The organism is Virgibacillus sp. NKC19-16, from assembly GCF_021560035.1.
Lineage (GTDB): Bacteria > Bacillota > Bacilli > Bacillales > Amphibacillaceae > Virgibacillus_L > Virgibacillus_L salidurans.
This window is the reverse complement of sequence record NZ_CP074373.1, coordinates 81,961-103,749: the sequence shown is the minus strand read 5'-3', so window position 1 is coordinate 103,749 and position 21,789 is coordinate 81,961. Positions and strand designations below refer to the sequence as shown.

The following is a 21,789-nucleotide window of genomic DNA, read 5'->3' as shown; positions in this document are numbered from 1 at the left end:
TGCCTCCTAATCCCTAGTTATTTCGTATGATTAATTACAATTTACGCTTTTCACGTTATATTGTCAACTAATACACCTGTTAAACCCTATGTCAGCTTACTCCCCATATATCCATTCTATGTCTAACTCTTCCCATAATGGATCCGCCTGGAGTGATTGATCCATTTCATTCAATGCCAACTCACTTTCAACATATGGCTTTATTTCATCATAGGTGAAATCGATGGATTGAAGTTTTCGATGAAGATAAATAATAGCTACTCCCGTATCTGCTTCAAACGGTTCGCTATAGGAATATTCCTCCATATCTGCAGCTACCTCTTCGTACCCATTCGGGAAAAATTGACTATTTGTACGAATAAACCCAAGGTACCCACCATCACTTGCTGACTCTTCATCTATTGAATATTCCTGTGCAAGCAAATCGAAGGAAGCCCCCTCTTCTAACTCCCCTATTACTTTTTCTGCCGTCTCAAAATTTTGCACTACAATATGGGAAAGCTGCATAGAAGACGCGAAATCATATTCGTTCCCATATTGATTATAATAGCTTTCAACTTCTTCCTCAGGAATGGATGTATCCTCCGTCAAAAGTTGTTGCAATTGATAGCGATAACGTATATCTTCTCTCCATTCTTCCTCTTTTTCCTCAAATTCTTGTTCGCCCGTAACTCCTTGCATCGATGTTAATAAAGCAACTTCGCGTTCTATAACCTTCTCATGAACATCTATTTTTTTCGCTTCAGCTAATTGATTTACAACAGCCTGATCGATCATCGCCTCGAGTTGATTTTCTCCGTAAGAATTCCTGAGAGAATCCATCCATTCCTCGTAGCTAATCGCTTCTCCATCGATGGATGCTACAGACCCGTCATTGTTTATCTCTATTTCTTCATCATTATTCCTTACAATGGATTGCTCATTATCCCAAAACAATAATGTTGCAATATTTGTAATCAGAAGAACTACAATAAGTGCTAGGAGTAATTTTCTCGACATAGCTATCCTCCAAGTTGTTTGTTTACTGTTTTATCAATGTTTGAAGTTCCTCTTCGGTAAAATGATAGACTTCATTGCAGAAATGACAGCTTACTTCTGCCCCATGGTCCTCTTCAATCATGGCCTCGATTTCCTTATTTCCTAATCCAATCATGGCTTGTTCAAATCGCTCTCTGGAGCATCTACAACGGAATTTAACCGGGAGGCGTTCAAGTATCTTTACCTCTTCCTCAGGAAACAAGTGCTCCAGGAGCCCCTCTGGTGTATTCCCTTCTTGAATGAGTGTTGATAGTGTAGGGAAGGCCTGAACCCTCGCTTCTAATTGTTCAATGATCTCCTCAGTGGCTCCTGGCATCACCTGAATAATAAACCCACCAGAAGCAAGTACCGAGTGATCAGGATTAACCAATACACCTGCACCTACAGCAGAAGGTGTCTGCTCCGAATGTGCAAAGTAATATGTAAAGTCTTCTCCAATTTCCCCGGAAATAATCGGAACTTCCCCGGTAAAATAATCCTTCAATCCAAGGTCTTTTACGACACTGACAGTTCCTTGTGTACCTACAGCACGTGCGACATCCAATTTTCCAAACGCATTTAAGTCAAAGTCAACATGCGGATTTGATATATATCCACGAACCTCTGCCTTCGCATTACCATCAGCAATGATACCACCGACCGGGCCATCACCTTGTACCTTTACGGTAATGGAGTCTTCTCCTTTGAGCATGGCGCCCATCATCGCTGTTATGGTAATCGTACGGCCTAAAGCAGCAGAAGCGGTCGCCCAAGTATCCTGTCTCCTGCACACTTCTTTAACCGCGTCTGTAGAAATTACGCCATAAGCACGTACCATACCGTTATATGTAGTTGCTTTTACTAAATAATCTTCCATAATGCCAAGCTCCTTCTATAGATTGTTCATGAATTTTTATGTCTATTTGTTCATCTGATAAATGAGATTCAATCCCTTTAACGTCAAGTACGTATCAACATGATCGATGCATTCGGTTGAATCTCCTATCAAAGCTGCTAGTCCACCTGTAGCAATTACTTTCGGATTGATATTCATCTGTTGTTTGATACGTGTGACGATCCCGTCTACTTGTGCCACATATCCATAATAAACACCGGATTGCATAGCCTCTACTGTCGATGTTCCAACAACATTACTTGGTGCCTGTATTTCAATTTTAGGAAGCTTGGATGCTTTACTGTATAATGCCTCCATTGAGATATTAATTCCCGGAGAGATAATCCCACCAAAGTACTCTTCTTGCTTATTTATGTAACAAAACGTTGTAGCAGTGCCAAAATCAATAATAATAAGTGGCGCTCCATATTCTTTAATGCCCCCGACCGCATTAACGATCCGATCTGCCCCTATCTCATGTGGATTCGGGTAACTCATTTTCAAAGCAGATATAGCGGTCTCTCTCCCTACAATGACAGGTTTTAATCGAAAATAGATGTGACACATTTCTTCCAGTGCATACATAATTGGAGGAACTACGGATGATATGATGACACCATCTATATCTAAGAATGTTAGTCCCTTATAGTCAAAAAGTGATTTTATTAATACGCCAAATTCATCCCCGGTTTTATGACGGTCGGTTTTAATCCGCCATTCATGCTTTAGTTCATCTTGTTCAAATACGCCAATCACTGTATTCGTATTTCCTACATCAAGTACAAATAGCATTATACCCCATACCTTCCTATCCCAAAAGCTAGCGTTTTCTACTCATTAATATACCACACTTTATTACAAGAAAAAAAGCAGCCACCTAAGTGACTGCTCCTATACGCTTATTCTTTTTTATCCGTATCACCTGAAGAAGGCTTGTTATCTTTAAATATTTCTTCTTTTTCCTGTTCCGTTAGAGGTCCTCTTTTTTCCGTATCTTCTTTATCTTCAGTTGACTTAGCCTCTTCTTCTTTTGATTGGATGTTTACTTTTACATCTTCTTCTGATTCGTCTTCTTCCTCAGGCTCTGGAAGTACACCTTCATGGAAGAGTGCGTGAATTTGCTTAGCGTCCAATGTTTCTACTTCAAGAAGCGTTTGTGCTATAAGCTCTAACTTATCTTTATGTTCTGTCAAGATTGATTTTGCACGTTCGTAACAGTAGTTGATAAAGTTTTGCATTTCTTCGTCAATGTCTTGGGCGATAGAATCACTATAGTTCTGCTCGTTTCCAATATCACGACCTAAGAAAACATCACCACCACCGCCACTTGTAAATTGAAGTGGGCCAATCTTATCACTCATACCGAATTCGGTAATCATTTTACGAACAATACCTGTAGCTCGTTGGAAGTCATTGGATGCACCGGTACTAACTTCGCCGAACATGATTTCCTCAGCAACACGACCACCCAGTAGACCAATAACTTTATCAAATAGCTCTGGTTTTGTCATAAAGTAACGCTCTTCTTTTGGCAGTTGTACAGCGTAACCCCCGGCTTGACCGCGTGGTATGATCGTAACCTTATGCACAGCATCTGCATCGTCAAGTACCATTCCGATAACAGTGTGCCCACTTTCATGGTGTGCCACAATGTCTTTTTCTTTTTTCGAAATAACTTTTCCTCTCTTAGCAGGACCTACGAGAACACGATCAATAGCTTCATCAACATCAATCATATTAATCTGATTGCGATCACTTCTGGCAGCAACCAGTGCTGCTTCATTTAGTAAATTCTCTAAATCGGCACCTGTGAAACCTGGTGTCCGCATTGCGACCGTTTTTAGGTCTACCGTATCTGCCAAAGGCTTATCCCTTGCATGAACTTTTAATACATCTTGACGTCCTTTAACATCCGGGCGGTCAACCGTTATTTGACGGTCAAAACGTCCAGGTCTTAGTAATGCCGGGTCAAGGATATCTGCACGGTTTGTTGCGGCAATCAAGATAATTCCTTCATTAGCACCAAATCCGTCCATTTCAACAAGTAGCTGGTTTAATGTTTGTTCACGTTCATCGTGTCCACCACCAAGACCTGCACCACGTTGCCGACCAACAGCATCAATTTCATCTATAAATATGATACATGGTGAATTCTTTTTCGCATTCTCAAATAAGTCACGTACACGGGAAGCACCAACACCTACGAACATCTCCACAAAGTCTGAACCACTTATCGAGAAGAATGGTGTGCCAGCTTCACCTGCAACCGCACGGGCAAGTAATGTTTTACCTGTTCCCGGAGGTCCTACCAATAGTACCCCTTTTGGAATACGTGCACCTACTTGTGCGAATTTGCGTGGATCCTTCAGAAAGTCAACAATTTCAACAAGTTCTTGTTTTTCTTCATCGGCTCCGGCAACATCACTAAAGCGAACTTTTTTCTTTTCTTCTGTATACATTTTGGCTTTACTTTTACCAAAGTTCATCATGCGGCCTCCGCCGCCACCGCCGCCACCTTGGGCCCGGCTAAGAATAAAGAAGAAAATTAGTCCGATAATCAGAAACGGAAGCATCATTGTTAGAAAACTAACAAATGCACTAGGCTGTTCCTCTTCTACTACATTAAGCGCACTTTGCTCATTTGCCGTGGTTGTAATGCTTTCGATTAAAAGTGTATTATCAGGAACTTGCGCAACAAATGATTGCTCATCATCTACTAAAGTTCCGGTAAAACGCATAATCCCATTTGCTGGCTGCATCGTCATTTCTTCGATTTCGCCATTTTCTAAAGCTGTCTCAAATTCTTGTACATTAAATTGTACTTCTTCTTCGTTGTCTCCTTGAAATACGGATATAACTGCTACAACGACAAGAAACATAAGTATCCAAAAAAACGCGTTCCCAAAAATCCGTTTCATTTCCTACCTCCTCCCAAACGGGAAAAACTATATTTCATCCTATCATATGAAAAAGTTTCAATACAACTAATTTCACTTAGAAATGATGGTTATTTCACATCGCTCCATGCCTTATGTAATATTGCATAAAACAATCGTACAATATGTATTCTATACTAATAAAATCACCTTAATCAACTTAATTGTCCTCATACTTACCCTTTACTATAAATTCCTGGCTTTAATATACCAATGTATGGCAAGTTACGATACCTTTCATCATAATCCAAGCCATAGCCTACAACGAACTCATTCGGAACTTCGAACCCAACAAGATCTGCTTTAATGGCTGCCGTTCTCCCGGCCGGTTTATCAAGCAATGTAACAATTTTAATTGAATTTGCTTTACGGTACTTAAATAAATCAACAAGATATTTTAGGGTCAGTCCACTGTCGATAATATCCTCGATAATTAATAAATCACGTCCCTCTACCTTCGCGTCCAAATCTTTCACTATTTTCACTTCACCTGAAGAACGTGTACCACTTCCATAGCTTGATACATCCATAAAATCCATTTCCAAATATGTCTCCATTCGGCGAAGTACGTCAGACATAAATGGCATTGCCCCTTTTAATACACCAACAGCCAATGGAAATTTCCCGTCATATTCCGTTGTAAGCTGGCGCCCTAGTTCCCTGCATTTATCCGCAATTTCCTCTTCTGATATTAATACCTGTTTAATATCATTATGCATCCTAGTTCCTCCTACATGTCACCTTTTTCATAGATTATCTGAATATATGAGGTGTTACTTTTCTGAGAATCAGGTTGTCCTTTTTTTAATCCAATTAACCATAGGATTTCTCCATTATTATCGGTTAAAATCGGCCATTTCGCACGATCTTTTTTCGGCACTTTGGCATCGATAAATATATCTTTAAGCTTCTTACTGCCCTCAAGTCCCTTCCAATGCATTCTATCCCCGGCCAAGCGTGTTCTAATATGTAATGGTAGAGCAATTTCCTCTTTATTACAAAAATAGGAATGCTTATCTTGTCCGTAATACGTATTATTATAAAATGCAGTAACTGTGGAACCATCCGGAAAATCAACTCTTCCTGGTACTTCCAGCGTTTTATGAAAAGAAGGTGGGGCTTCTTCTGGTAAAAAGTTAAAAATTAGCTTCCCATACACTTTTTCCAATTTCAAATGGGCAGGAAAGTCAATTTGAACATTGCCTTTATCACTTTGTAATAACGCGAAAAATTGCTCCTCATGAACGTAAGATAAATCCTTCGGTAATCTATTATACAGATAGTTTAATATTAGATGAAATATTCGCCTTTGTAAAGCAGAGTGTTGTGCTTGAAACACATCGATTTCAAATGCCGCAAGCGTGCCTTCTTCGTCTAATTCTACAATCTCATTGAAGACCTTACCTGCCTGCGCTCGTAAATACTGCTCATCCTCACCTAGCGTTTCACTCAAATGCTGTACTGTAGTATGTATATTACTATTTTTCTCTTTTAGTAGTGGAATAGTTTTTTTCCTGAAAAAATTTCTCGTATAGATGGTCTCATTATTTGTTGGATCTATTCTTGGAATGATCTCACTCGCTTCTAGGTAAGTATTAATTTCCTTTTTTGTCACTCCCAGCAATGGTCGAATAATGCATCCTGTAACAAAATCCCTTTTCACTGGGATGCCCGAAAAATCACTTGAATTAGCGGAACGAACGAGCCCCATTAACATGGTTTCAACTTGATCATCACCATGGTGACCCAGTGCTAAATAATCTGCCTCGTATTTTTCCATTTGCTCTGCAAAAAATCCATAGCGCATCTGGCGTGCTGCGATTTGCGTTCCAACCTGCTTTTCCTGCTTGTAAGATGGGACATCTAAGGACGTTCCAATAAACGTTACATTCCACCTGTCACACATCTTACTTACATAGCCTAAATCGGCCTCAGATTCCGTGTCTCTGAGTTGATGATCGATGGAAATGGCGATCAAACGCAGTTCCCATTCCTTACGTATCGAACAAAGAAAGTGAAGTAGAGCCATCGAATCCGGCCCACCGGAGACACCAACCAATACCGTTGCGCCCTTCGTCAGTAATTGATGTTTTTTCATAAAAGCTGTAACACTAGATTTCATTTTAGCTTCCATCTCCAAGACTAATTTAAGAGGATGTTCAAAAAGCCCGGTAAAAATGACACATCGAACTTAACCGACGCGGTCCTTTTTATCCTCCTTTTGAAAACGCACTTTAAGTTTATCCTATCATACCCTTTTTCACGGCAAAAGTAGAGAAAAAAGGTAATAGGCAAATGCGATGACCGAAATCCCCCCTGCTTCGATGAGAAAGGGTGCTTTACTAGCCTTATCTTTGGATCGGCTCCTTTTTTGCACACTGTATAAGCTACTCGTTATCTCACGCTTCATCTCAGCACTGGACTGGTATTTTCCCAGCAATGCCTTTTTAAGTGAATCATGGTATGGAGCCAGCGCCTTTGCATCGTTTAGCTTTTTGAATAATGTTTTCTCAGGTTGTGGGCCTCTTTCAAATCGATTCGGATAATACAAATTTAAAAATACCATAACAAACGCAAACAAATCATAGCTTGCCTCCGCTCTCCTTGTACCCATACCCCAATAGCCTCTGTCGTAAAACTCGGTGTATTCCTTGATTGCCCGTCCGATTTGGGTGGTGCCTCCGACATCAACCCATCTCACTTTTGGCGGTGAGTGAACAACAAGAAGGTTGTCTAGTTTTAAATCACCAAAAACCCACCCCGACTGGTGCAGCTTTTCCAAATCTTCCAGTAGCTGAAGCATAAACACGCCGGTCCACTCATTACCCTGTTTTTTGAGAAAAGAAGAAAGGCTTTTCCCCTGTAAATATTCCATAACATAGAAGGAATAGGTAAGGCCATTTGGTGCAACCCAATCATCCACATCCAACAGCGAAGGTCCAAGACGACGGGCTTGGACCTTCTTTAACGCCTTTAATACATTGACTTCGACTGTCAGCGATGTACCTTTATCACTAATTTTTAACGCAGCAGGTTGTCCGCCAAAATCACATAAGTATACCGATCCAATCGCACCAGCCCCAAGTTTACGTTTAATCGTGTAACGCCTTTTATGCCATTTTCCGACTAGTGTCGTTCCGGGTCTTAATTCAATACCCTGCCTCTTCCATTCCTGGTTCGTCTTCATCTTTAAAGCTCCTTAATAAGCTCTTCTTACCAAATTGATACATTGCTTCACGTATCGCTGGTCCTGTTGGCGTAATACCTCCACTCGTCAGCTTCGGAAATACGGTTGTCACTGCATCAAGCTCCGGTGACCAATCAAACACTTTTTGAATACTTTTTCGTTTGCCTGGAAAGCTGAAAATACAGAAACGGTTTCGCCCAATACGAGCATTTAAGCTTATCGAAAGGTCAATTAATGCCTCTTTCACTGTAGGGAGCTTGTCATGCATACTTGCACTTGTGTCGATTAAGACAAGTACTTCCAAATCACTGGTCTCTCCCATATCCTCGACTACTTCCATAATCTCACCGCGTTTTTCAGGTTCCATATCTTCAAGTGTTTGCTCCGAGCCTAAAATTTGCTTTAACTCTTTATTGACAAAGCCTTGAAGCGTTTGCGTCATTGCCTGCTTTGTCACCATCTGAACCGTTTGCGATAAAGCCTGTTTATAAACTAACTGACTCACACCACCACCGGACAACGCAATATCCTCTATCTCTTGCAGCCCCTCAGGCTGCTCCGTCTGATCATCATCCAAAATTCCGATTACATTCACCGTAACACCTTGCTGATTTGCCAGCGCTGCCGTTGCCGAAGGATCTTCCCCTTGATTCGAGCAGCCGTCCGTTATCAATAAAATCTGTTTCAACGTACCTTTCTTCACAGTTATACCTCCCAACTATTCCAGTAACATCATAGACACAAAAGGAAGGAAGTATACGTTGGAATACTCGGCATACGCCTTTTAGGAGGTCCGAAGTCAGATTGGTGGAAATCGGCAAAATTGCCTATTTCATTATGTTGAATTACCCAATCACTGTGCCTTGCTCTGATACACCGGTACCGCGGCCCATTCGGGTGTATTCTTCGTCACTTTTGCAACAAGCACCGTCATATCATCCCCAATTTCTCCGGATCTGGTCCGAATCACCTCTTCCAGTAATAGATCAGCTATTTCCTGGGGATCCTCTGTCTTCATCTCGCGTATTTTCCGCTTCACCCATAGATCTGTATTCTCCACATGTTTTGGCCCATCGAAAATACCGTCACTCATCATAATAAGCAGATCTTCAGAAAGTAATTGCTCACTCACGATATCGACATCAAATTCCTGGATAATGCCCATTGGGAGATTGCTCGCCTCGACTTTCAGCATTTTGTCTCCGCGTTTTACAAAGCTTGGTGTCGAACCAATTTTCAAGAATCGCACGTAAGCATTATGCAAATCAATTACCGCGAGATCCAATGTCGCGAACATTTCATCCGTTGTTCGTAGTGCCAGTATCGAATTGATCGACTTAATTGCCACTTTTTCAGGGATTCCTGTTTGCAGTATTTGCTGCAAGAGGCGTAGTGTCTCTACACTTTCTTCTTTCGCACGTTGCCCGTTACCCATCCCATCACTGATGGCCATCGCGTATTTTCCCGCACCAAGTTCAATTGTTGTATAACTGTCACCTGAAATAAGCCCACCACCTTTTGCTGCGTTCGCCGCGCCGGTTTCAATGACGAACTCTTTGGCGGAACCAAATGCGAGGTAACAATAACCATTTGGAAATGGTGAAATGTCTTCCTGCTTCACGACAATCATTTCTTGTAAAATATCAGACAACACCGGGGCAATTAATTTCGGCCCTTCCCCATGATAATTATAAAACGATACCGTCATTTCAATATCGATATTACCTTTTTCCAAGTTATAGATATCTAGCTTTTCCAAATCAATTCCCATGTGCTTTAATCCATGAATAATTTGCATTTCTTGTTCCTCGTGATGTTGCCTTTCCTTTAAAATTTCTTTCGCAAAATCCTCCATGACATCGGATACACCTTGCAGCTGATCTGCAACTAGCTGTTTACTTTCCGTCACTTGATCCTTTAGCTTTCGATTTGCTTCAAAAAAGGAAACCTCCTCTTTCATCGCTTCCACTACTTTTTTCGGTTTCACACAGTAATTTTCAAATTCACGAGCCACTTTACGATTAGGTTCGTTCCCATCTGAAATGTCATCCTTCATTTCTTCCATTAAATTGTATGTTTTATCAAATTGCCTCTGCCAGCAACGATCTTTCAGGAAACAATTCTGACATGTTTTCTCTGTAACCTGACTTAAAAAATAATCCGTTTCCCATTTTGTTTCATGTTCATCCTGTACCTGTATATCAGAAGGTGCAAAGCTTTTGGACAGGGCGCCAAACACATCCGAAAATTGTTCCACTCTTCTTGCCGTAACATTACGTACTTTTTGCAGGTATTGTTCTTGTTCCGTGGTGTATGCCTCCGTACCAGGAATGTAGCGCGATAGACTTCTAAACCAGCTTGCAGGGGTCAAAATAAAGAAAATGATCGCAATTAGTGATTCCATAAGGGAAGGGGCTAATGTAGCCGCACTTCCATAAATTCCTATCAAAAATGTTCCCACTAATAAACCAACAGCAACCCCGGGCTTTTTCCCTTCTTTCAACAAGCCCCCTAATAATCCGGAAAAGGCAAGAAGGCTCATCTGGTATAAATTCGCAACATTAGCCAAGGATAAAATCAATCCCGCTACAACCCCTACCGTTGAACCAATGGCAGCACCACCAACGAAGGAAAGTATTAGTACAAAATAACGTGAGAATACCTGTTCCACCGAAGCACCATAAACTTCCCAACCTATGGTACCTGTCAAAATCGAGGCAATTAGAATAATCATACAGACGATTTCTTCATTTTTTAATGTAGGTTTATATCTTTTTGGTGATAATAAAGGAATACTTTGCATAAAGATTAATACTAGGACCGTTCCCAGCATACCCTCAACAGCTAGCAACATCCACTCATAGGATGAAAGCTGACCATTAATCGAATAGAGAAAAACCCTAGGCACCGCTGTAGATATAAAAACAAATAGCGGAACAACGAGCTGCTGGTTTTTTACATTTTTAAACAAGCCTGCCAGGAAAATAAATAAAATCATGGCTAAAGCTATAAAAATACTATGTGTTATAGAATAACTCAACGCACCGGCAAACACAGCAAGCATCGATTTTGCCGCTTTCTCCTTATGTACAAACCACATCGTTGCCAGAAATGCCACCGCAAAAGGAGAAACGACAGATAGGATGACAGCCCGTCCCAGTAAAAAGCCTACAATAAAGTAGAGCCACCCCTTATCGAGTAAAATTGTGCTGACTTTTGCATAAACCTTCTTGGAAAACCTGTCCCATTTTCGGTTATCCTTTTCGTTTCCAAGCGTTTTGGGTTTTACTCTTGGAATTGAATCCATCATACGAAACCACTCCCCCGTCTTTGTGTTATTAAAACACAGGCCGTATTCTTTTTTTGTCAAAACAACAGAGCGTATTCCAAAAATCGTTCGACGACTTTCTGAATAAGAAGCAGTTTTCAACACGAACGAATGTGTGATAAATTTTCCTGATCCTTATAGACATCGGATTATGTTGGATAAAGCGATATGCGTTTTACTGACAAGTTTGCCGAAATGGGTAAAGTTGTGCGGAAAAAAAGTGTGTTTTAAAATAACAAACTATCCCATTGCAATATATAATTTATAGGCGTATAATAGTTCTTGTGCGAATTGTTCGTGCATGAACATTATGACTCTCGAAGGAGATACTATGGATAATTACGAAAAAATCAGTGACATTATTTATTCCTTTCGCGAGGTAAATAAATTCTTTTACAGACAGATGTGGCAACACGCAAATGAGTTAGGTGTCACCATTGTTCAGCTGCAAATCATGAAAATAATCGATGAAGAGGCCAATATGAGCCTACAAGATCTCACCAACAAGATGAATGTCAACAAAAGCACCGTCAGCAGCACAGTAGAACGTTTGGTAAAAGCAGGGTATATCAAAAGGCAACAATCTGAAAAAGACAGAAGAGCGATTGTCCTTAACTTGACGGAGATAGGAAAAGAAAAGCAACTAGAGGGGCATCATTTATTTTATGAGCGGCTCAAGCACCTAAATGAGATCAGTGATAAGGATGTAGAAACCTTGCTTGATCTGCATAAATTAATCAAAGAAAAGATTCAACTAACTGGAGATGAGAAGAATTGAAATGGAAAGATCGAACAGCTTTTGTAGATGCAAATGAAGTACCAAAAGGACCGATTATTTCGGTCATGGTCATGGGAGCTTTTGTTGCTATTTTAAACCAGACGCTCCTGAACATCGCTCTGCCGGTTATGATTGTTGATATGGGGATGTCAGCCAATGCCGCGCAATCATTAACAACCATTTTTATGCTGGTAAACGGGATTTTAATTCCTATTACCGCTTTTTTAATGGAGAAATTTACAACAAGACACCTTTTCTTGACTGCCATGTCCCTATTTGCACTTGGAACCCTGATTTGCGGGATATCCTTTTCGTTCCCGTCTCTTCTTGCAGGACGGATCGTGCAGGCGGCAGGTGCCGGAATTATGATGCCGTTATTAATGAATGTTATCTTAAGTCTATTTCCTATTGAAAAACGTGGATCTGCGATGGGAATGATTGGTCTTGCAATGATGTTCGCCCCGGCAATCGGGCCTACACTTTCCGGACTTGTCGTGCAATCATTTTCCTGGCGTGTATTATTTTTCATCGTATTGCCAATCGCAATTATTGATATCATCCTTGCATACTTCTTATTACGGAATGTAACGAAAATATCGAACCCGAAAGTAGATTATAAATCTATTATTTTATCAACCTTTGCATTTGGCGGATTATTATATGGATTCAGCAGTGCAGGGGAAATGGGTTGGGGAAGTCCTCAAGTATTCATTCCGCTTGGCATTGGCATGATCGTTATGGTCTTCTTTGTCATGCGACAACTTCGGCTGGAGACGCCAATGCTAGAGTTCCGTGTATTTAAGTATAATATGTTTTCACTGACGACCGTGATTAGTGTTGTTGTTACGATGGCCATGTTTGCAGCCATGATTCTCATTCCCATTTATTTGCAGAATATCCGTGGATTTTCTCCATTGGAATCTGGCTTACTCCTACTACCTGGAGCAATCATAGCTGCCATCATGTCGCCAATTACCGGTGCGCTTTTTGACCGAATTGGCGCGAAGCCATTAGCATTAGTCGGACTTGGACTTACGGCAGTGACCACTTTATTATTTGCTAATCTTACAGATGAGACAGGATACTACTTTATGATGTTCGCTTATACGATGCGAATGGTCGGTATATCCATGATCATGATGCCGATTATGACCGCGGGGCTGAACCAGCTGCCAAGGCGCCTATATTCGCACGGTACAGCGATGGCGAATACGCTCAGACAAATGTCTGGCTCCATCGGTACTGCATTTCTGGTAACTGTTATGAGTAGCCAAACAGCCAAACATGTTACTGATTTAATGCCATCAGGAACACCAACCGAATCGCAGTTAGTAAACATTGAAAACCTAGCAACGATTCAAGGAATTAACGATTCATTCATGGTTGCTACCGTCTTTGCGATGATAGGATTTATTTTATCCTTCTTTATCAAAAAAACAAAACCGGTTGAAGAAGATGAAGAATATTACCGAGAAGTTGCTAGTAAAAAAGAACGGAACATGCATGTGACTCGTAAAGTTGGTTATGAAAATAGGTAGGATGTAAAGTACTGCTCGTTAAAGGCGAGCAGTGCTTAAAATTTTTTTATTGACACAAGCTCTACTCTGTTGTATCATAAATTCTGTTGGCTTTTTGGCGGCGTAGCTCAGCTGGCGAGAGCGTACGGTTCATACCCGTAAGGTCGGGGGTTCGATCCCCTCCGCCGCTATTTTAAAAAATTATATTTTTAACTTACTAGCGTAGAAATCCTTTATATTGGGTTTCTATTTTTTTATATACCATAATTATATCAGAAAGGAAGGATGGGAAGGCAGTATTCATTTTCAGAGGACCAGGAAACTTGTTATATAGAATACGTCAAACATTCTAGCCAGCACAGATTATAATAGATACAAAGCATGGATTTTTAGTCGTCGAAAAGAAAACCCGCAACTTCCCTAAATACCAAAAAAGCAGGTACCAGCATTATGCTAAGTACCTGCTTTTTATTTTATAGAGCATCATATATAGACAGCAACTGCTATCCTCTTTTAGCACCTCGACCCCCGCGTTTGGATTCCGTGTGCTTCTTCAAAGAGGCTAAACGGTCTTCAGAATCTTTGAGGAAGCGGTTCATTTTTGACTCAAAATTTTCCGCTTGCGCTCGGTTATTTTGTGGGCGTTTTGGCTTATCTTTGGCTTTTTTAATCGATAGACCAATTTTTCCATCCTTCTCGACATTAATTACTTTTACTGTAACTTCTTCACCGACGCTAAGGTGTTCATTAATGTCTTTAACATAGCTGTCTGCAACCTCACTAATATGGACAAGTCCGGTTTTACCTTCCTCAAGCTCAACAAACGCCCCAAAGTTAGTGATACCTGTTACCTTTCCCTGCAGCTTGCTGCCTACTTCGATTGACATAAAAGAAATGCTCCTCCTTAAAAGATTAAATATATAGTTCTTCTATATTATAGTCATGCAAGTGAAAGTGTGTCAATAAGAGGGCTCTTCCTCAGGCAGATTAAAGATTAATTCCCCTTCTTTTGAGAAGAAATAGTTCGTTCGAGCTACATCCAATACATACTCCTCATCCTGCAACAATTCGATCTCTTCTTTATAATTTTTTTCCTGGTCCTGTAAGGAAGTCAGTTCCTCTTCCAGTTGCTCATACTCTTCAACTTTCTCCGCATGAAGGGCGCGCTGCTGGATATGATATACTGTCATACTCCCAATAGCAATCGCTGCTATAATGGAAAATAACACAAGACGACGAATTAAACGCTGCTTTTTTCGTTTCTGCCTTTCCATATGTGCATCGTATTGCTGCATGTACTGTGAGTCTAATCTTGTTACCGTTTTTTCCCTTTTAGACAACTCCTGCTACCTCCTCTTAAACGTTATATACTTCCGGCATTTTATATATATATTCTTCATTATACTATAAATTCCTGCTGTTTTGTATAAAAAGTTTTGTATTTTTTCTGGCAGCAATCCGTATAGCTTCAGAAAAATCCACTTTATTGGAGTATAGACAAGCTTAAAGAGGAAAAGAAGAATTGAACCAATCAGGCCTGCTATCCATAAAACAATACTTACAACCAGCTTCACGATCCACATAATAGGTGTAATGATAAGTGCTTGTACCACATTAGCGCAAAATCGGTGAATAGCTGCTGCTACACGGATAATTCCCTCTAAGAGTCGTTTATATATTCCAGCAGCAAATACCTTATACATAGCAAAACCGAGTAGACAGGCCGCAAATATATAGACCCTTATTTCACCACCATTTACCCGAAAGAGAACATAAAATAAAATCAAGGTCTGGGTGAGCCAAAAGGAAACTTCTATGACATAAGAAAAAATTACCTTTTCTTTCCAATATGGGGTAAAGCGCCGAAACGTCTCTTGTATGATACCCAAATAAAAGCCGCCTAAAACCATGGCGATCATTGTCGCGAATTGCACGGTTAGTGTCATCTGAATAGCTTGCTAAAGAATCCTTTAGCTTTCTCCTGTTGCTGCTCATCCACATAGGAAAGCTCATAGATTTTACCTTTAATCGAAACGACGCCGTCCCCAACATCAAGATTTTGCAGCTGCAGGTTTTGCCCGCGGATAATTAAATATCCCATCACCGTTTCCAGTAAAAATTCTTCATTATCAAAGCTATCTACTTCCTTAACACCAGTAATTTCCAGGTTTTTACGGTTATTCAATTTTACATAATGATCTTTTTGCACACGTGTCACGTTTTCATTTTTATCATAGTAGTTATTCATTTAAAAAGCCCTCCTTATCATTATTACTTTATGATAGGAGGGACAAGTATAGAACTATTCATTTTGCTCTTCTTTGATTACTTTATATAGCGTCTCTGCTTCATCTTTTTTCACATTTTCTCTTAAGTTATTAACCTGAAGTGTCACAAGCTTTTGTCCGAATTTGATCACAAGCTCATCGCCTGCCTCTACCGTTGATGAGGATTTGGCTTTGTTGCCGTTAATCGTAATCCGCCCTTGATCGGCAACTTCCTTCGCCATGGTCCGTCGCTTAATTAATCGGGATATTTTTAAAAATTTATCTAATCGCATGATTGATTTCACTCTCCTTCTTTTGCCTGATCCCACAATGCGTCCATTTCTTCTAGTGTAGTGCTCTCCATATCTTTTCTTTGCGTACTTAATTGTTCTTCGATATAGGAAAAACGGGAGATAAACTTCTGATTAGTTTGATTTAACGCAATTTCCGGGTTTATTTTATAATACCTTGTTAGATTCGCAAGTACAAATAGTACATCCCCGAATTCTTTCTCAATTTCCGTGTTGTCCTCTGCATTGATGGCATCCCGGGCTTCTGTTACTTCCTCATCCAGCTTATTCCAAATATCACTCACGTCATCCCACCCGAAACCGACTTTGGCTGCTTTTTTCTGGAGTTTAAACGCTTTTGATAAGGATGGAAGATGCTTCGGAACACCATCGAGCATAGATTTGCGCTGTTGCCCTTTTTCCTCTTTCTTCAATTCGTCCCAATTCTTATAAACATCATCGACCGATTCAACCGTAGTATCTGCAAATACATGTGGATGACGGTGGATCATCTTATCCGTAATGGAACCTATCACATCATCAATATTGAAATAGCCATCATCTTCCCCTATTTGGCTATGAAGCATGACCTGCAAGAGAATATCCCCGAGCTCTTCGATGATGTTTTCCTCATCTTGATTATCAATTGCATCGATTAATTCATACACTTCTTCAATCGCATACTGGCGTAAAGATTCATGTGTCTGCACCTTATCCCACGGGCAGCCATTTGGACTTCGCAATGTTGCAATAGTCTCTCGTAATCTTGTGAACGTGTGATTCAGTAGCGCAGCAGGAGCTGGCGGTACATAGACACTTGTTAAATTACTAACTTCCATAGAGCGATCAAGATCTTCTAAAGGAACTGTCCGGATCATCTCATGCGTACTTCCGGCCGCTTCCACTACTGTAATCTCATAATCTGCCGGCAAATCTTCCAGCAGCGCAAGTTTCACTTCTGATGCTATAAACGGATCATACACCTGACAAAATACAGTGTGTTGCCGATAATTAAGCTGACTGCGTTCAAAGGACGTACCATCTATAAATTGGAACCCATCGATTGGATCGATTTTCAGAACTGTAAATAAATCATCCAAATAGCTCTGTCCACCAGCAATTTCTACTTCGACCTCTTTTTGCTCAAGTAACAACTGTACCGTTTTCTCAGCAAGCATCGGGTGACCAGGGAGGGTGTAAATAATAGGTGTGTCCTTCGCTTTTTCGATTAAGGTATCCACTATTATGTGATAAACATTTGCAAACTGCTCTTCTGTCTCATAAACATGATCAAAGGCCTCGAAGCTGACGCCCTCTTGCTTTAATGAACGAATAACCGGGTGATCGATGGTTCGTGTATAGACAACACCTTGCGTATGCTTCAATTTTTTATAAATGCCTAGAGACAGCTGATCCATATCACTAGCACCTAATCCAATTATTTCAATTTTACTCATTTGTCTTCCTCCCTTTGTGGATACGAATGAAAACATGTGCAAATGGCAGCATGGCTAATTCCCTTGCTGTAAAAGCTCGCCATCTTAACAGGCAATAGATAAAGATAATTCCACCCGTTATCGCGATAAACACGATATAAAGCAGTAACCCAATGCGTGTTGATACAGCAACCTGGGAAAAGATAGCCTCTACGACAATAAGATAAATAACCATTGCCAGTGTAGCTTTTACCAGCGCACCTATATTAATTTGCCTGAAAAAATGCAGGCCCGGCAATTTCCTTTTCAATTCAAAAAGTACAAGCCCACATAACACAAGTAAGCTGAACACAGTTGCGACAGCACTACCTGTTATTCCAAACCATGGAACCAACAACTGATTGCTAATCCATTTGATAAAGAATGCGATTGCTATAAAACCAGCTGTTCGTTTCAGATATCCCACGCTTTGCAGAATAGCTGACGCCGTAATCGCCAACGAGCAAAGCAGTATGGACACGACAAGTATTTGTAAATCAACCGTTCCTTGATCATTTTGAAACAATAATACATTCGCTTCAGAGAAGATAGCAATTAATCCTATTGTGGCACCAGTGGCTAAATAAAAACTGAACAACATGGCACCACGTATGTAATGATAAAACGTATCCGGGGCTTTTTCCAACTTTTGCTTCGAAAGGCTTGGCACAAGTGCAAGCGCAAAAGATGATCCCAAGACCGTCCCAAGCTGGATTAAAGGCTGTCCGCGATCAAACACGCCTTTTGCCTCCATGGCTTCTATCTGTGTGAAACCGTAATTCATTAAACTGGGGATCAGCGTAAATGTATCGGCGAATTGGATCACCAGTAGCACCATATGATTTAAAGCAGCAACCATCCCCAATGTTAAAATCGTCCGCACATAATAATTCCACGGGACTTTAGATGTTTCCCGCATAACAGGCCTTTCTTTGATAAAAAACAAAGCCAGAATCAGAATAGCCGTCGCAGAACCTAGTATCGATGCAAGCGCAGCAGCATGTCCAATTTCATAAAAATGTTGCCCCTGAACGGCAACAACAACCGAGGCTGTAATAATGATCAAAACTCGAATAAACTGTTCTCCGATTTGCGAATAGGCTGTTGGCTTCATATGATAATTCCCTTGAAAAACCCCTCTTAATAAAGCAGAGAAAGGAATCAATAAAAAGGCAAACGCCGCAAACCGGTACGTATTCGCCAAATTTTCGTCCCCTACCCATTCAGCAAGTAAAGGCGCATTAAAAAATAAAAAAAGAAATAATGCCCCATTGATTCCAAATAGAATGATAAAAATGGGGATATAAAAGCTTGTGAACGAAAGAAGTTTCCCCTCCGCTTTTAGGTCTACCGCCATTTTTGATATCGCTGACGGAAAGCCATATAATGCAAAAACCATTGCGATCCCAAGAATAGGATACACCTGCTGGTAAATATAAAAACCGATATCTCCTGTCATATTTTGTAGGGGAATCCGGTAGCCGGCACTTAGGATTTTACTGATCAACCCGGCTATTGTCAGCAACAAAGCCCCCTTAACTAACTTATTCGTTTCATTCCGGTCCATGGCAAACGCCCTTTTTTCTTCGTGTAAATGTAGATTTTATTATAGCATAGATGAGGCGGAATCTCATTCGACGATAAAAGCGCTTGTAGGTGGTTTTTATCAGCGTTTCACACAGGATGTAGTTTCGTTTCAAAAAATTGCAGCCCGTTAATATATTCTTCCACCCCACTTTCGATCATTATAACAAACCGTGTATCTTTTATATTTAAAATCGTAAAATTAATCAGTGGTATATAGAGATTTATGTTATAGTAAATACAAATATTGCGAATGATTAAACTTATAAATTCTTACCTATTTCTGGAGGGAGTAGAATGAAAAGATTCATTATATTCATCGTAAGCTTCGTAGTTATATTTTTCTTTATTCAACTAGCATCAGGTGTGGTTCTCACCACTTTCTACACTCCTGACTTATCAGAGGCTTGGAATATGAGTGGTAACTTGCCCCAAGAGGTTGCTTTGGGTAAAAGCTCTTATTTTCCAACCCTTTTAATTGCTGTTGTAGCGGCAGCATTGGCTTATCTAATTCCTAAAATGCTGAAGAGATTTTCAAAATAATATTCATGCTAGTGAACTATTAAAAAAAATAATTAAGGAGGTTCAAACATGTGGTTTTTCATGGCGATTGCGCCTCTTGTAATAGTGGGTGGGATTACAGTATTTGTAATTGGAAGGCTTAAACATAAATATAACCAGGGTAACTTAGGTAAGAAAAAGTCAAAAGGCGCTCAAGATTTATTAGATAGTTTAATACCAATAGGAATGATTTTTGGGGGTGCTATCGGCGTCATTCTGGGCATGTTTTCCCCAATCTCTCTACTATCTACAGTTAGTTTAGGAGCTGGAATCGGTTATTTATTTGGATATTTTGCTTATGAAATTTATAGTATGAAGGAAACAACCATTCATAAATAGTTATGTTCCTGAAACGAACGCTAACTAGGAATAAGAGTCAGCGAGAATGCTGAAACAGTTGAAATTTATTTGTACTTAGTCATTTGTAAATGATAATACTGTATTCTAATATACGGATGGATGCAAAGTAAATTGACAGAAGATGAACTTATTTATGGGCTTTAGCTGCTGACTGGACATAAGAATTCAACAAAGTAAGCTCCAGGGTTAATTTAACATAAGAGTGGGTTCTAGCTCATGAGGTAAGTTAGTAGAAATCGAGTAGCAGGGGGTTAGTCTACTCGATTATCCTGATCGCTCTCCTTGGCATCATTTTCTTCATTCTTTGTTTCACCAGAAGCGTCCTGTACAGATCCTTTTACTTTATCCTTTTTGCCGCTCCCCTGCATTTTCTTATTATCTGTTAGATTACCTACTTGATCTTTTATTTCACCTTTTATTTTACTCACTTTACCTTTTACTTTGTCTGAATTTCCATTACTCAATTTTGTCTTCCTCCCTTCTATAAAAAAATTCCCTGTTATAAATCCCTTTAAACATTCTTGTTTTGTGAATTATCCGGTGTTTCGGGAAAATGTGTAATAACGTTCACTGATGGGTATACAAAACAATAAAGGAGTTGAAACAAATGCGACAATATGATGTGAAAATATCCCTTAAGAATGGCCACGTTATTGAGACGACCTTACAAGGAGAAAGTGATCGGGAAATAAAAAATCAAATCATGGGGGAAGATGGACTTTTCAACGAAAACGGTGCTTTCTTTTTTAAGGAGCATGTTATTTCAGTAGAAGCCGTGAAAAGCAACAACGCTTAAATAACAAGAGTAAGGAGGTTGATACATATTAGTCATGTAATATATATCAACCTTTATTTTTATGGCTTTGAGTATAAAAAGCTATATTTAAAAGTGGCCTTTCTATTCGTTGTTTGTACGATATAATCAGCCGAGGAAGCATAAACTAAAAAACTGCCCCCAAAAAGTCTACACTTTCTAGAGACAGCCTTTATCCATTTAAGTATTACTCCATCTGCCTAGCCAAAAAGCTTGCGGCTGTTTCGACTGCTTTTTGCTCGACATTGCTTAATTTCTCTTCTTTGGAAAATATCATAACACAGCCAATTGGATCTCCGTTTGCGATGATTGGGCTAATACAATAGGAATTAAGTTCCTGTTCGTTTCCATCTATGACCTCTACATTGCTTGTTTCTGTTTCAAAAACCTGTGAGCGGTCTTCAATTGTTTTTGTCATTTCAGATCCAATATTTTTATTTAAATAGTCCTTTTTTGATTCCCCAGCAATAGCGATTACTTCGTCCCGGTCACAGATTAGGACTGGGGATTGCAGGGAATCAAATAATGCTTCTGCATATTCCTTTGCGAAGTGGCCTAATTCGTTAATTGGTGAATACTTTTTTAGAATAACTTCGCCTTCTCTATCCACGAATATTTCCAGTGGATCCCCTTCACGGATGCGCAGTGTTCTTCTAATTTCCTTTGGAATAACTACCCTGCCTAAATCATCAATACGTCGTACAATACCTGTTGCTTTCATATCTAAGTAGCCTCACTTTCTTATGATGATTATTATTTGTACATATCCTTTTTCAATTA

Annotated in this window: 23 protein-coding genes and 1 tRNA gene; 6 read left to right on the top strand and 18 right to left on the bottom strand. The window is 40.0% G+C overall.

The window, feature by feature from the left end; translation table 11 throughout:
• Positions 1-96: 96 nt before the first annotated feature.
• From KFZ58_RS00550 to spoIIE, 9 genes are all read right to left on the bottom strand, one after another.
• Entirely contained in the window at positions 97-999 is a 903-nt protein-coding gene (locus tag KFZ58_RS00550) for a peptidylprolyl isomerase (protein ID WP_235792964.1), read from the bottom strand.
• 22 nt (positions 1,000-1,021) lie between these two features.
• A complete protein-coding gene (gene hslO / locus KFZ58_RS00545) occupies positions 1,022-1,894 on the bottom strand; it encodes an Hsp33 family molecular chaperone HslO (protein ID WP_235792963.1) in 873 nt (290 codons plus the stop codon).
• A 42-nt stretch (positions 1,895-1,936) separates the two neighbouring features.
• The gene (locus KFZ58_RS00540; protein WP_235792962.1) at positions 1,937-2,704 is read right to left on the bottom strand and encodes a type III pantothenate kinase; all 768 of its coding nucleotides are present in this window, start codon (positions 2,702-2,704) and stop codon (positions 1,937-1,939) included.
• A gap of 107 nt (positions 2,705-2,811) precedes the next feature.
• The gene (gene ftsH, locus KFZ58_RS00535; RefSeq protein WP_235792961.1) at positions 2,812-4,830 is read right to left on the bottom strand and encodes an ATP-dependent zinc metalloprotease FtsH; all 2,019 of its coding nucleotides are present in this window, start codon (positions 4,828-4,830) and stop codon (positions 2,812-2,814) included.
• A gap of 194 nt (positions 4,831-5,024) precedes the next feature.
• Positions 5,025-5,567 (bottom strand): hypoxanthine phosphoribosyltransferase, encoded by a 543-nt coding sequence (gene hpt / locus KFZ58_RS00530; RefSeq protein WP_235792960.1) that lies wholly within the window; start codon positions 5,565-5,567, stop codon positions 5,025-5,027.
• An 11-nt stretch (positions 5,568-5,578) separates the two neighbouring features.
• Positions 5,579-6,982, bottom strand: a complete 1,404-nt coding sequence (tilS, locus tag KFZ58_RS00525) for a tRNA lysidine(34) synthetase TilS (protein ID WP_235792959.1) — start codon at positions 6,980-6,982, stop codon at positions 5,579-5,581.
• A gap of 126 nt (positions 6,983-7,108) precedes the next feature.
• A complete protein-coding gene (gene prkT / locus KFZ58_RS00520) occupies positions 7,109-8,035 on the bottom strand; it encodes a serine/threonine protein kinase PrkT (RefSeq protein WP_235792958.1) in 927 nt (308 codons plus the stop codon).
• A complete protein-coding gene (locus KFZ58_RS00515; protein WP_235792957.1) occupies positions 7,998-8,738 on the bottom strand; it encodes a VWA domain-containing protein in 741 nt (246 codons plus the stop codon). The genes prkT and KFZ58_RS00515 overlap by 38 nt, the downstream gene beginning before the upstream one ends.
• Positions 8,739-8,888: 150 nt before the next feature.
• Complete coding sequence (gene spoIIE, locus KFZ58_RS00510) at positions 8,889-11,345, bottom strand: stage II sporulation protein E (protein ID WP_235792956.1); 2,457 nt, start codon at positions 11,343-11,345, stop codon at positions 8,889-8,891.
• A 349-nt stretch (positions 11,346-11,694) separates the two neighbouring features.
• On the opposite strand from spoIIE, the gene KFZ58_RS00505 reads away from it, so the two are divergent.
• The 3 genes from KFZ58_RS00505 (at position 11,695) to KFZ58_RS00495 (ending at position 13,849) form a co-directional block, all read left to right on the top strand.
• Positions 11,695-12,141 (top strand): MarR family winged helix-turn-helix transcriptional regulator, encoded by a 447-nt coding sequence (locus KFZ58_RS00505; protein ID WP_235792955.1) that lies wholly within the window; start codon positions 11,695-11,697, stop codon positions 12,139-12,141.
• A gap of 65 nt (positions 12,142-12,206) precedes the next feature.
• Positions 12,207-13,679, top strand: a complete 1,473-nt coding sequence (locus KFZ58_RS00500; protein ID WP_235794624.1) for a DHA2 family efflux MFS transporter permease subunit — start codon at positions 12,207-12,209, stop codon at positions 13,677-13,679.
• A 96-nt stretch (positions 13,680-13,775) separates the two neighbouring features.
• A tRNA-Met gene (locus KFZ58_RS00495) sits at positions 13,776-13,849 on the top strand.
• A 312-nt stretch (positions 13,850-14,161) separates the two neighbouring features.
• On the opposite strand, the gene KFZ58_RS00490 is transcribed toward KFZ58_RS00495, so the two are convergent.
• The 7 genes from KFZ58_RS00490 to KFZ58_RS00460 form a co-directional block, all read right to left on the bottom strand.
• Positions 14,162-14,545 carry a S1 domain-containing RNA-binding protein gene (locus KFZ58_RS00490; protein ID WP_235792954.1) on the bottom strand — a complete coding sequence of 128 codons (384 nt, stop codon included), beginning with the start codon at positions 14,543-14,545 and terminating at the stop codon, positions 14,162-14,164.
• 72 nt (positions 14,546-14,617) lie between these two features.
• Positions 14,618-14,998 carry an FtsB family cell division protein gene (locus KFZ58_RS00485; RefSeq protein WP_235792953.1) on the bottom strand — a complete coding sequence of 127 codons (381 nt, stop codon included), beginning with the start codon at positions 14,996-14,998 and terminating at the stop codon, positions 14,618-14,620.
• Positions 14,999-15,004: 6 nt separating this feature from the next.
• Positions 15,005-15,604 carry a spore cortex biosynthesis protein YabQ gene (yabQ, locus tag KFZ58_RS00480; protein ID WP_235792952.1) on the bottom strand — a complete coding sequence of 200 codons (600 nt, stop codon included), beginning with the start codon at positions 15,602-15,604 and terminating at the stop codon, positions 15,005-15,007.
• Positions 15,601-15,906: a sporulation protein YabP gene (yabP, locus tag KFZ58_RS00475; protein ID WP_235792951.1), complete on the bottom strand. Its 306-nt coding sequence runs from the start codon at positions 15,904-15,906 to the stop codon at positions 15,601-15,603. The genes yabQ and yabP overlap by 4 nt, the downstream gene beginning before the upstream one ends.
• Positions 15,907-15,960: 54 nt before the next feature.
• Positions 15,961-16,218 (bottom strand): RNA-binding S4 domain-containing protein, encoded by a 258-nt coding sequence (locus tag KFZ58_RS00470; protein ID WP_235792950.1) that lies wholly within the window; start codon positions 16,216-16,218, stop codon positions 15,961-15,963.
• 8 nt (positions 16,219-16,226) lie between these two features.
• Entirely contained in the window at positions 16,227-17,672 is a 1,446-nt protein-coding gene (gene yabN / locus KFZ58_RS00465; RefSeq protein WP_235792949.1) for a bifunctional methyltransferase/pyrophosphohydrolase YabN, read from the bottom strand.
• Positions 17,665-19,257 (bottom strand): putative polysaccharide biosynthesis protein, encoded by a 1,593-nt coding sequence (locus KFZ58_RS00460; RefSeq protein ID WP_235792948.1) that lies wholly within the window; start codon positions 19,255-19,257, stop codon positions 17,665-17,667. Before KFZ58_RS00460 ends, yabN begins: the two co-directional genes overlap by 8 nt.
• Before the next feature lie 314 nt (positions 19,258-19,571).
• On the opposite strand from KFZ58_RS00460, the gene KFZ58_RS00455 reads away from it, so the two are divergent.
• Both KFZ58_RS00455 and KFZ58_RS00450 read left to right on the top strand, forming a co-directional pair.
• Positions 19,572-19,817, top strand: coding sequence for a hypothetical protein (locus KFZ58_RS00455; protein WP_235792947.1), 246 nt, complete (start codon positions 19,572-19,574; stop codon positions 19,815-19,817).
• Between the two features lie 48 nt (positions 19,818-19,865).
• Positions 19,866-20,174 (top strand): hypothetical protein, encoded by a 309-nt coding sequence (locus KFZ58_RS00450; protein ID WP_235792946.1) that lies wholly within the window; start codon positions 19,866-19,868, stop codon positions 20,172-20,174.
• Between the two features lie 272 nt (positions 20,175-20,446).
• On the opposite strand, the gene KFZ58_RS00445 is transcribed toward KFZ58_RS00450, so the two are convergent.
• A complete protein-coding gene (locus tag KFZ58_RS00445; RefSeq protein WP_235792945.1) occupies positions 20,447-20,659 on the bottom strand; it encodes a CsbD family protein in 213 nt (70 codons plus the stop codon).
• 143 nt (positions 20,660-20,802) lie between these two features.
• Between KFZ58_RS00445 and KFZ58_RS00440 the strand changes: the two genes are divergently transcribed.
• Positions 20,803-20,991 carry a hypothetical protein gene (locus tag KFZ58_RS00440; RefSeq protein ID WP_235792944.1) on the top strand — a complete coding sequence of 63 codons (189 nt, stop codon included), beginning with the start codon at positions 20,803-20,805 and terminating at the stop codon, positions 20,989-20,991.
• A 205-nt stretch (positions 20,992-21,196) separates the two neighbouring features.
• Here KFZ58_RS00440 and spoVT read toward each other — a convergent pair whose 3' ends face one another.
• A complete protein-coding gene (spoVT, locus tag KFZ58_RS00435) occupies positions 21,197-21,730 on the bottom strand; it encodes a stage V sporulation protein T (protein ID WP_235792943.1) in 534 nt (177 codons plus the stop codon).
• Positions 21,731-21,789 lie beyond the last annotated feature (59 nt).